The 11,033-nt window shown below is 60.2% G+C and carries 10 protein-coding genes and 1 pseudogene; 2 read left to right on the forward strand and 9 right to left on the reverse strand.

The genetic code is table 11. The annotated features are described in order from the left end of the window. Positions 1-261 (reverse strand): annotated as a pseudogene (locus J2X71_RS29985) (calcium-binding protein); the annotation flags it as partial. A 501-nt stretch (positions 262-762) separates the two neighbouring features. After that, entirely contained in the window at positions 763-1,953 is a 1,191-nt protein-coding gene (fdhA, locus tag J2X71_RS29990; RefSeq protein ID WP_310388037.1) for a formaldehyde dehydrogenase, glutathione-independent, read from the reverse strand. A gap of 335 nt (positions 1,954-2,288) precedes the next feature. Between fdhA and J2X71_RS29995 the strand changes: the two genes are divergently transcribed. Beyond that, on the forward strand, positions 2,289-2,771 hold the full coding sequence (locus tag J2X71_RS29995) for a phage regulatory CII family protein (protein WP_310388039.1): 483 nt from the start codon (positions 2,289-2,291) through the stop codon (positions 2,769-2,771). Here J2X71_RS29995 and J2X71_RS30000 read toward each other — a convergent pair. The 4 genes from J2X71_RS30000 to J2X71_RS30015 all read right to left on the reverse strand — a co-directional run bounded on the left by J2X71_RS30000 (position 2,735) and on the right by J2X71_RS30015 (position 7,068). Beyond that, complete coding sequence (locus J2X71_RS30000; protein ID WP_310388041.1) at positions 2,735-2,962, reverse strand: hypothetical protein; 228 nt, start codon at positions 2,960-2,962, stop codon at positions 2,735-2,737. The two genes, J2X71_RS29995 and J2X71_RS30000, sit on opposite strands and share 37 nt — an antisense overlap. A 194-nt stretch (positions 2,963-3,156) precedes the next feature. Further along, entirely contained in the window at positions 3,157-5,994 is a 2,838-nt protein-coding gene (locus tag J2X71_RS30005; RefSeq protein ID WP_310388042.1) for an insulinase family protein, read from the reverse strand. Between the two features lie 50 nt (positions 5,995-6,044). Beyond that, positions 6,045-6,260, reverse strand: a complete 216-nt coding sequence (locus tag J2X71_RS30010; protein ID WP_310388044.1) for a hypothetical protein — start codon at positions 6,258-6,260, stop codon at positions 6,045-6,047. Between the two features lie 139 nt (positions 6,261-6,399). Beyond that, complete coding sequence (locus J2X71_RS30015; protein ID WP_310388311.1) at positions 6,400-7,068, reverse strand: DUF2161 domain-containing phosphodiesterase; 669 nt, start codon at positions 7,066-7,068, stop codon at positions 6,400-6,402. Positions 7,069-7,259: 191 nt separating this feature from the next. Between J2X71_RS30015 and J2X71_RS30020 the strand changes: the two genes are divergently transcribed. Then, complete coding sequence (locus J2X71_RS30020) at positions 7,260-7,871, forward strand: TerC family protein (RefSeq protein ID WP_310388046.1); 612 nt, start codon at positions 7,260-7,262, stop codon at positions 7,869-7,871. On the opposite strand, the gene J2X71_RS30025 is transcribed toward J2X71_RS30020, so the two are convergent. The 3 genes from J2X71_RS30025 to metG are packed head-to-tail and all read right to left on the reverse strand — an operon-like array spanning position 7,868 to position 11,022. Next, positions 7,868-8,680 carry an MBL fold metallo-hydrolase gene (locus J2X71_RS30025; protein WP_310388048.1) on the reverse strand — a complete coding sequence of 271 codons (813 nt, stop codon included), beginning with the start codon at positions 8,678-8,680 and terminating at the stop codon, positions 7,868-7,870. The two genes, J2X71_RS30020 and J2X71_RS30025, sit on opposite strands and share 4 nt — an antisense overlap. A gap of 4 nt (positions 8,681-8,684) precedes the next feature. Next, the gene (locus tag J2X71_RS30030; protein ID WP_310388050.1) at positions 8,685-9,467 is read right to left on the reverse strand and encodes a TatD family hydrolase; all 783 of its coding nucleotides are present in this window, start codon (positions 9,465-9,467) and stop codon (positions 8,685-8,687) included. A 4-nt stretch (positions 9,468-9,471) separates the two neighbouring features. Next, positions 9,472-11,022 carry a methionine--tRNA ligase gene (metG, locus tag J2X71_RS30035; protein ID WP_310388052.1) on the reverse strand — a complete coding sequence of 517 codons (1,551 nt, stop codon included), beginning with the start codon at positions 11,020-11,022 and terminating at the stop codon, positions 9,472-9,474. Between the last annotated feature and the right edge of the window lie 11 nt (positions 11,023-11,033).

Here is an 11,033-nt window from a genome sequence, read left to right on the forward strand (position 1 = left end):
CTGGACAACGGTAGCGGGGGTGTCATCCCGCCCGGAGACGAAAACGAATTTGACACCGGCATCTGCCGCATCCCCAAGGTGGCCCTGACCGTAGGGGTCGGAGGCAGGGGTGGGCGCGTGATCGCGAACTGTGTCGAGGCCGAGATAGCCCAGGGCTTTAACAACTTCCGCGATATTGGAATATTTCCCGTCGGTATAGTCGATATGTGTATCAATTCCGAATGAATCGATAACGTCATTAATTCTAGTGGCTTGGGCCATTTCATCCTCCTCGCCTGGAAGCAGAAAACATTACTTCGATTGGATAGTGATTCGCTCAAAAGTAGGGCCTGATTCACAGTAGAATCCGCCAAAGTTATGATCGCGTTAACTATATTGTATTGCTCGCAATATGATTGTGATGCGATGCGTCGGCGGGGATCCGATATTATGCGGACCTGGGCATCTTGCTGTTCAGCGTGTCAGGAGAGGATCTCGCTGCCGAAGCGAGAAGGCGTAGTCGCCGAGGCGACGATGGCCACGCGCGCGATATCGACCAGCTAACGCTTGGCCAGAAAGTCGATATCCGTTTCAGCGCCTTCGACCAGAGGACGACACCGGAAGTGTGGGCAAAGTCTTGTCGATTTCGCCCGATGTAGTGAACGAACAGTGCAGCGGCGTTGATTGTCATCCGGCGCGCGAAAGTGCCGGGGAGGCGCGGCCGATCGCGTTTCCATAAAGGAGTGCCGGGGCATTGCAGCCCCGGCACATCGTATCGATGAATCAGGCCGCCTTGGCAATTGCACCATGCGGGTCGAGAACAAACTTTGTCGCCGCACCCTGGTCAAAGCTCTCATAACCTTGGGCGGCATCTTCAAGTGAAATCACCTTCGCATTGACGATGTCGGCAATCGGCAGGCGGTCATGCAAAATCGCCTGCATCAGCTGGCGGTTATATTTGAGCACCGGAGTCTGGCCGGTATGGAACGACTGCGCCTTCGCCCAGCCGAGACCGAAGCGCAGAGAGAGGCTTCCCTGCTTGGCCGCATTGTCCACGGCGCCCGGATCTTCCGTGACATAGAGGCCGGGAATGCCGATGGAGCCGGCGGCGCGGGTGATCTCCATCATCTGGTTCAGCACGATCGCCGGCTGTTCGCCGCCGGAATGCCCACGCGCTTCGAAGCCGACTGCATCAATGGCGCTATCCACTTCATTGGTGCCGACCACCTGCGCGATCATATCTCCGAGCCGGTCGCTCTTCGAGAGATCGATGGCCTCGAAGCCGACTCGGCTGGCATGGGCGAGGCGGTCCTTGTTGAAGTCGCCGATCATGACGACGGCCGCACCGAGGATACGGGCGGATGCCGCCGCTGCAAGGCCGACAGGGCCGGCACCTGCGATATAGACGGTCGAACCGACGCCGACGCCGGCTCTGACCGCGCCGTGGAACCCGGTCGGCAGGATGTCGGAGAGCATGGTGAGATCACGGATCTTGGCCATCGCCTTGTCGCGGTCGGGGAATTTCAAGAGATTGAAATCGGCATAGGGGACAGTGACGTAACGAGCCTGGCCGCCGATCCAGCCGCCCATGTCGACATAGCCATAGGCGCCACCGGCCCGCGACGGATTAACCGTCAGGCAGACGCCGGTATCCTGTGATTTGCAGCAGCGGCAGCGCCCGCAGGCCACGTTGAAAGGTACGGAGACGATGTCCCCGACATCGAGCATTTCGACATCGATGCCTTTTTCGATGATCTCGCCGGTGATCTCATGTCCAAGCACGAGGCCCGGCATCGCTGTGGTGCGGCCGCGGACCATGTGCTGGTCCGAACCGCAGATATTGGTGGAGATGACTTTCAGGATGACGCCATGTTCGATACGACGGCCATCCGGCGCCTCGAGTTTCGGATCGTCGATGTCGCGGACTTCCACTTTTCCGGGCCGCAAATAGACGACGCCACGGTTCTTGCTCATTTCCGTCTCCTCCGTTTGAATCAAGGCAACGCGCCAGCAGCTCCTCCCGCAGCGGTTGCCAGTTACAGAGTAGACCACAAAGATCCCAGTGCCGTCCCGAAAGCGACGCTTTGCGGGCGGAAACCAGCAAAACCGGACCAAAGCGCCGCTCGCGCCGGTGCGGTCCGGCCACCCGCCTTAGCGGTCTCGGAGGCAGGTGGCCTTTCCCCGGCAGGTGGGGTGTCTCCTGCCGAGGCGCCGCGTTAGCACCGCCCTGACCGATGCGATATCAAAACAGCCGCTCCCTTTTGACGCGGCTTCCGCTATAGTTGCAGAAACAGAACCTGGGGGCGATCATGACGCAACGCGGCCGTGCTTTCGCAGACATCGTCTACACTATTCTTGTTGTAGAGAGAGCCTATCCGGTGAATGTCGTCGCCGCCGCCCTGGGGATGAATTACGCGGCCTTCCACTCGCGCCTGATCAGCAGAACCTGTTTTTCCGCTGACGAAATCCAGAATCTGCTGGAAGTCGTGCCCGATCCACGCCTCGCATCCTATCTCCTCGAGGGAAGTATCTTTGTTGCAGCGGAACGCTCTTCCGGTGTGGAACAGGCCGAGCCTGTCGCGTCACTGCAGAGAGGTGCGACGCGAGTGGTCGTCGAGGCGACGGACGTGCTCGAACTGGTGGATGCCGCACTTGCCGGAGGCGGAATGGATCATCGCAAGCAGCGCCTGGTGCTCAAGGAGATCGAGGAGGCGGAGAGGGCGCTCGCATCCCTTCGCCTCGGCCTGAAGGGAACTTACGTCGGGCAGTCCTTACGCATCAGCAAGAGATAGCCTTCGCCCTCCTCCTCAAGCGCAAGCATCGCTTCGATGACCGAAAGACGCGTCTCCTCCAGAAAGGATTTCCAGGCGCCGCTGGCCGTGGCAAGCTGCCGGTCAACAGAAAGAAGACGAAGCTTCAAAAGGTTCTTCTCGCGCACAATGCGCGCATATTCCTGAATGGGATGAGAATGATCGGATGCCATGCGAAGACCGGTGAATTCGTTTGGGCATCTAGCCAGCTGCGTGCAGCTCCGCCATCAAAACGATCTCGACGTTTTTACGCAGGCAATCCCGCTCGGCATTGTCAGGCATTAAGCGGTGTGGATGAAACAAAATCGCAAGCGGATCCCGAAGCACACGGCCACCGTCGGGATCCGGTTTTTGAGGCACTCTGTGCCTATCGTACCGCTGCCGGCAGCACCTCGAATTTCCAGAATTTATCCGGACGGAAATAGGTCGTGGCAAATTGACGGATATCCTCGGCGGTGACTTTGCCGTAGCCGCTGAGATTGTCGCGTATCCGTTCCAGACGGCGAGGGTCCGTTTGAGCGCCGTTCAGATATTGCACCCAATATTCGTTACTCTGCTGCTGATGCTTCAATGTTTCGATGATCGGAGCCCGAGCCCTGACCAGTTCGTCCGGCGAAACATCGTTTGACCTGAGATCATTGGCGATCTTGTCCACGAGCGCATAGAAATTCTCGACTTTGTCCGGTTTCGTCTCGACATAGAGATAGGCGTAGCCATAGCCAGGAATGTCCCACGACAGGTCCATGGCGCCCTGCGGACTGTAGGCCGCGCCTTCGGCAATTCGGAACTGGTCGATCAGCCTGTTTTCGAAGACCTGGCCGGCAACATTGGCGACAAAGCCCCGCTGCATATCCGAGAGCATGTCGCCAACGGGGGCAGCGACGATCGCCGCGGCATTATCGCCCCGCCCGTTATGGGTCCGCATGACGGGTTTTTCGGTGGGTGCGGGGAAATGCACATCGTTTGCAATATTGTCCGTTGTCGCGTCAGGGCGAGCCGGCAAAGCCCCGAAGGTTTCAGCCGTCAGGCGGATTGCTTCGTCCGCCATTATGTCGCCGACAATGGTGATATCGATCGGACCTGCGGAAATTTGCGGCCGGAACAGCGCTTCGAAATCTTCCAGCTTCGTGGCGGACAATTGCGCCCGGTCCGGGAAGGTCCAGCGTGGGTCGCTGGAATGCACGAGGCCTGCGAAATCGCGGCCGATGACGGCCCCTGGCGTCGCCTCATACTGATCGAGGTTGTTCAAATAGGCTTGCCGGACGCGCTTGAAAACTTCCGGCCGGTACGTGGGATCGGAAGTGTAGGCGGCCATGATCTGCAGTTGCGTCGCAAGATCCCCTGTCTGCGTCTGGCCGGTGAACTGGAAGGAGCTGTCGTCCACCGAGAAGTCGATGCCGGCGATTTTGGCGGCCAGCGCTTTCTGTAAATCCGGATAATCCATGGCCCTGGTGCCCGACAAGGCGACGGCCGGCGATGCCCAGATCGCCAGGGGATGGTCGTTCGGCAGTCCCAGCCGGCCGCGACCGATATCCTCGCGTACCAGCACTTCGTTGGCGCGCAACTCGGTCGGCTTGATTGTCAGCCGCACGCCGTTGGCAAAGCGCACCATGGTCAGCCCGAGATCCTCGACGACGCGACGTTCGACGACAGCACTAGGTTCACCGAAATGGGTATAGGGCCAGACGACGGCTGCCGCGGTGGACGGCGCGGTGACCGGAACGGCAAGGGAGGTGTCATATGCCTGCCTGATGTCGCTGGCGCCGCCCTGTTGCGCTTGCGCAGTCTGCAGGACGAGCTGCGGGCCATTGCCGGAGAAGACATGCGCGACAACCTCGTTGACCTCGGCCGCTGTCAGGCCCTTGGTGATCGTCTCGAACATCGAGAGATCGTCCGCGGGTGAGGTGAAGACCTCATTGTCATCGACGCTGCTCGCCAGCATGGAAGCGATGTCGGTGCTCGTGCGCGTCTGAGCACCGGCGGCGGCCGCTTCAAGGAGAGAGCGATATTCGACGATTTCCCGATCGAGCTCGGCCTGCTCGGCGCCGAATTGTTGGAAACGGCGCTGCTCCTGATCGATGGCCGCGAGTGCCTGCTGCCATTTGTCCGTCTCGGAATTTGCCGTGACGACAACAATATGGGCCGAGTCGAAAAGATCCTGAGAGCCGACGGCGGCGCTGATGAAGGGTGCATTGGCCCTGTTGGCCATGGCGCCCAGTCGACGTTTGAGTACCAGGAGACCGAGATCTTCGACCAGTTGCTGGCGACGCTTGGCGAAAGTGTCAGGCGAAGCATCATAGGGCCGCGTCCAGGCGATCTGGACATTCGTTGTGCCGCCCGGAACCGTGATGACCTCGGCGCTTTCGCCTTTCGGCTTCAGCGTGCCGAGATCGGGCTTTTGCGGGGCAGGGGCGGCGACCTTCCAGTCGCCGAAGCGCTGCCTGATTTCGATTTCCATGGCTGTTGGATCGACATCGCCTACCACGATCAGTGTGGCGCGATCGGGCCGATAGTTCACGTGGTAAAAATCGCGCAGCAGATCGACCGGCGCATTCCTGATGATGTCGACCTTGCCGATCGGCGCGCGCATCGTCACGCGCTGGCCGGCGAGCATGGAATTCGTGACGCCGATCGCCGCGCGATATTGCGGCGTGTCACGCAGCCGCTCTTCCGACAGGATGACGCCGCGCTCGCGGTCGAAGGCGCCGGCGTCGAGCGTCAGTTCGCTCGCCGTCTCGCGCACCAGCATCAGGCCGGTTGAAAGCGTGTCCGCATCGACCTCGGGAAGATCGAGCGCATAGACGGTCTCGTCATAGGATGTGTTGGCGTTGGTATCAGGCCCAAAGGCTAGGCCCTTGCGCTGCAGGATGCGGATCATCTCGTCCTGGGCGACATGCGTCGAGCCTTTGAAGGCCATATGTTCGAGGAAATGCGCCAACCCCTGCTGATCATCCCTCTCGTCGAGCGAGCCGGCGCCGATCCGGAAACGGATGGCCGCCTGTCCCGGTGGCGTGGCATTGCGCATGATCGCAAATCGCATGCCGTTTTCGAGCGTGCCGAAGCGTATGCCGGGTTCGGCCCGCAGGTCGCTGATCATCTGCGGCCACGGCGCGGATGGATTTTCTGCATGGGCTGCCGACCCCAAGGCGACGGCTGCAGCAAGCGCGGCTGCAGCCAGGAGCTGAGAAAAGATATGGATTTTCATATGTGTAAAGGGCATTTCGTCCAGGTGGTGGGCAGGAAGAGGGCGTAACGTCAGCACGGACTATCGAACAGGCTTTGCTTCGCATCAATGTCTATTTTGAGACAGGCTCGTGCCAACGACCGCTCTCCCTCGATGATCAGGAATGCATCGATCGGCCCTGACCGGGACTGGGTCGCGATCCAGACGTAGCCCTCGCCATACTGCGTTGCAATGTAGATGGGTGACTTTGCATTCGAAGCCGACACCCTCATCGCAATCAGTCCCATCCGCAATCTCCCAGGTCATCAAAACCCGGGGAGAGTGACATTCTTACTTTGCAGAAACAGGACACTTCAACTTTGCGGCTACAAATGAGGATCGCATAAGATAGATTATGGAACTGAAGTCGCACCCAAATCGCACCCATTACTGTGCCGCCTGCATCTCCGGCTGTGGCCACCGCTGCAGCGCTTCCCGTCCGGCATCCGTCAAGCCGTAGACGCCTCTGTCCAGTCGTTCGAACCAGCCATAGACATTGGACAGCAGGATCTTGCCGGCCTCCGGTACACCGGATCTGATGTCACGCACGCGCAGTGGCCCTGATGCCAGCGCCGCAGCACAGCCGAGCGCCTGCTGGCGATATGCCGTCATGAGCGGCTTGCGCGTGCTGCCGCCGAGCGCCGGGTCGCCGCGGCGTTTCTGGTGCTCGCGCATCAGCCGCGACCGGCGCTTCGGATTGGTCCGCGGCATGGGCGATACGGAACCGACGATGATGCTGACGTCGCCGGCATCCGAGATACCGAGCATGCCGATGCCGAGCCTGCGGCAGAGATCGCGGTAGCGCTTATCGGCTTCCCGGCCTTTACCCCTGGCGGAGACCCGCGCCGCGATCCAGACTTCGTCAGAGGCGGCCGCGCGATCGACGGCCTGCAGGATGAGCTCGAGATTGAAGCTCAGCTTCAGCTCGCAGACTACCACCACAGGCGGATCGCTATCGCTCAGGCCAACCAGATCGCAGCCGCCGACTTCGCCCTTGACGACATAACCCGCCTTTTCGAGAAAGCCTTTGACGGGCAGATAAAGCGACGTTTCCATGGGCCTGCGGATCGAAGAAAAGAATCGTTCCATAATCTACATCGATCCGTTGATACGGGACACCGCATCGATCGCCATCAGCTGGATTACGCTACATGGCCGTGGATGGCCATTAATGCATCCCTTCTCAGGTTGACGGAAAACCCTCAAGACGCTAGCACGCTCGAAGCATATCCCGGGGGTAATTCGATATGGATATTTTCACAGCGGCCGGTTTGACGGCCTTGCTGCAGGTCATTGCTATCGACCTTGTTCTCGCCGGCGACAACGCCGTCGTCATCGGCCTTGCTGCTGCCGGCCTGGAAGCCACGCAGCGCCGCAAGGCAATCCTTGTCGGCATTCTGGCGGCAACGGTGCTTCGCATCCTGTTCGCCTCTGTCGCAGTCTATCTTCTGGCGATCGTCGGCCTTCTGCTGGCCGGTGGCCTGCTGCTTCTCTGGGTCTGCTGGAAGATGTGGCGTGAGCTGCGTGCCGGCCATGGCGAGGAACATGCGGCCGAAGCTGGCGCAGCTGCGCCGAGGAAGACCTTCTTCCAGGCTGCGACACAGATCGTCATCGCCGACGTTTCCATGTCGCTGGACAATGTTCTTGCCGTTGCGGGGGCAGCGCGAGAACATCCGAGCGTCCTGGTTGTCGGTCTCGGCCTTTCCATCGCGCTAATGGGCATTGCCGCGAACTTCATCGCGCGCCTGCTCAACAAGCATCGCTGGATCGCGTATGTCGGCCTTGCGATCATTCTCTATGTCGCAATTGACATGATCCATCGCGGATACATTGAGGTTGCTCCCTTTATCGGCAGCTAAACCTCGACTTCGAAGCTCATCTGGTCGAACGCCGGCACCACATGGTCCGGCGTTTCCGCCATGACCACATCATAATCCAGTGGCGTATGCATATGCGTCAGGATCGCCCGCTTCGGTCTCAGCCGCTCGATCCAGTCCAGAGACTGTTCCAGCGAGAGATGGCTGGGATGATAGGCATATTGCAGGGCGTCGATGATCAGCATGTCGAGGTTCTGCAGCCTCTCCACCGTCTGCGGCGGGAAGTCGCTGATATCGCTGCAATAGGCCACATCGCCGATGCGGAAACCGAGCGAATGGATGTCACCATGCTGCTGCAGATGCGGCATGAAGGCGATCGTTCCGCCTGGCCCGTGGATTTCAACGGGCTTTTCCAGATCATCGATCACGATGGGCAGTACGATTGGCGGATAATTGCTGCCCGGCGGCGTCTCCAGGCAGTAGCCGAAGGCTTCCCGCAGCCGGCTCATCGTAAACTGGTCGGCGAAGATCGGCACGCGCCGGCGGGTATTGTGAAAATAACCACGCAGATCGTCGATGCCGTGGATATGGTCCGCATGCGGATGGGTGTAGAGGACCGCGTCGACATGGTCGACTCCTGCCCTGATCATCTGCTCGCGAAAATCCGGCCCCGTATCGATGACGACGGTCGTTGCAGCGCCATCATCAGAAAACTGCTGCACCATAAAGGCGGCGCGTGTTCTTCTGTTCTTGGGATTGTCAGGATTGCAGGCGCCCCAGTCGCCGGTGATGCGCGGCACGCCGGGTGACGACGAACAGCCGAGAATGGTGAACCGCTGCCGTCGTGCCACGCCGCTAGATCCTCGGCATCTTCGAGAACAGCCTGAACGCATTGTCGGTGGTGATCCGCGCGACCTCCTCGTAAGGAAGGCCGATCGTATCGGCCAGCACCTCGGCCGTATTCACCACGTAAGATGGCTCGTTACGCTTGCCGCGCCAGCGCTTCGGCGCCAGATACGGCGCATCCGTTTCGACGAGCAGCCGGTCATGCGGAATGGTCTTGGCGATGTCGCGCAGCTCTTCCGACTTCGGGAAAGTGAGAATACCCGAAAAGGAGATGTAGCCGCCGAGCTCGACGCCAGTCTTCGCCAGGTCCGGGCCGGCCGAGAAGCAATGCAGGATGAAGGGGAAGGCCCCCTTCCCTGTTTCCTCGGTCAGGATCGCAGCCATGTCGGCATCAGCGCTGCGGCTATGGATGACGAGCGGAAGCTGCGTTTCCCGTGCCGCGGCAATGTGGCGGCGAAAGCCGGTCTGCTGGTCTTCGGGCTTTTGCGTATCGTAGAAATAATCGAGACCGGCCTCGCCGATCGCGACGACCTTCTGATGGGCATTCGCGAGCCGTACCAGATCTTCCGTCTGGATATCCAGTTCGTCACCCGCATTGTTGGGATGCGTGCCGACCGAGCAGAAGACGGAGGGATATTTTTCAGTGATGGCGAGCAGCCCGTCGAGCTTGCGCACGCGGGTGCAGATCGTCACCATCTGCGCCACGCCGGACGCATGGGCGCGCACCACTACTTCGTCGCGTTCCGCCTCGAAATCGGCAAAGTCCAGATGGCAATGCGTATCGACCAGCACGGCCTTAAGCCTCCGGAGCCACGTAGCGGGGGAAGACCGGCTTCGGCGCTTCGAGCGGCGTTCCCGGCACCAGACGGCCGGCTTCGCCAAGCGCTGCGAAATCTCTGCTGCCTGCAGGCGCAGCCACCAGGTCGAGCAGCTTGCCGGACGATTCCGGCATGAAGGGCTGCAGCAGGACGGCGATCTGGCGCACCACTTCGGCAGTAACATAGAGCACCGTGCCCATGCGCGCCGGATCGGTCTTCTTCAGCGCCCACGGCTCCTGGCCGGCGAAATAGCGGTCGGTCTCGGAGACCACGGCGATGATGGACGCCAACGCGCGGTGGATGAGCTGCTTGCTCATATCCTCACGGGTCGAGGCATGCAGCGCATCGGCCTGCGCCAGCATCGCCTTGTCCTCATCGGTCAACGGTCCGCATTCCGGGATCTTGCCGTCGCAATTCTTGACGATCATCGACAGCGAGCGGCTGGCGAGGTTTCCAATGCCGTTGGCGAGGTCGGAATTGATGCGCGTGCCGATCGCCTCTTCGCTGTAGCTGCCGTCCTGGCCGAAGGAGACTTCGCGCAGGAAGAAGTAACGCACCTGGTCGAGGCCGAAATGGTTCACCAGATTGACCGGATCGACGACGTTGCCGAGCGACTTCGACATCTTCTCGCCCTTGTTAAGCAGGAAGCCGTGAGCAAAGACGCGCTTCGGCAGCGGCAGCTTTGCCGACATCAGGAAGGCCGGCCAGTAGACGGCGTGAAAGCGGATGATGTCCTTGCCGATGATATGCACATCAGCCGGCCAGTATTTCGCCCGCGGCCCGTTGCGGTCTTCGATATAGCCCGTCGCCGTGATGTAGTTCGTCAGCGCATCGACCCAGACATACATGACATGCGAGGGATCGTTCGGTACCTTGATACCCCAGTCGAAGGTCGTGCGTGAGACCGAGAGATCCTTGAGGCCGGATTTGACGAAGGAGATCACCTCGTTGCGGCGCTCGGCCGGGCCGATGAAATCAGGGTTTTCCTCGTAATGCTTCAGCAGCCGGTCCTGGTATTCGGAGAGCTTGAAGAAGTAGCTTGCCTCTTCCACCCATTCGACCGGCGTGCCCTGCGGCCCGTAGCGCACGCCATCGGCGCGCAGCTCGGTTTCGTTTTCCTGGTAATAGGCTTCGTCACGCACCGAGTACCAGCCGGCATAGGAATCCTTGTAGATGTCGCCATTTGAGGCCATCAGCTTCCAGATGTTCCGCGAACTCTCGTGGTGACGTTCCTGCGTGGTACGGATGAAGTCGTCGTTCGAAGCATTGAGCAGCTTTGCCATCGCCTGGAATTCGCCGGAATTGCGGTCGGCAAGCGCCTGTGGCGTGATGCCTTCGGCACGCGCCGTCTGCTGCATCTTCTGGCCGTGCTCGTCAGTCCCCGTCAGGAAGAAGACATCCTTGCCGTCGAGGCGTTGGTAGCGCGCCATGGCGTCGGTCGCAATCAACTCATAGGCATGGCCGATATGTGGCTTGCCGTTGGGGTAGGAGATCGCTGTCGTGATGTAGAAGGGGGTCTTGTCTGTCATGGCGGCCAATT

The organism is Rhizobium sp. 1399, assembly GCF_031455475.1.
Taxonomy (GTDB): Bacteria; Pseudomonadota; Alphaproteobacteria; order Rhizobiales; family Rhizobiaceae; genus Rhizobium.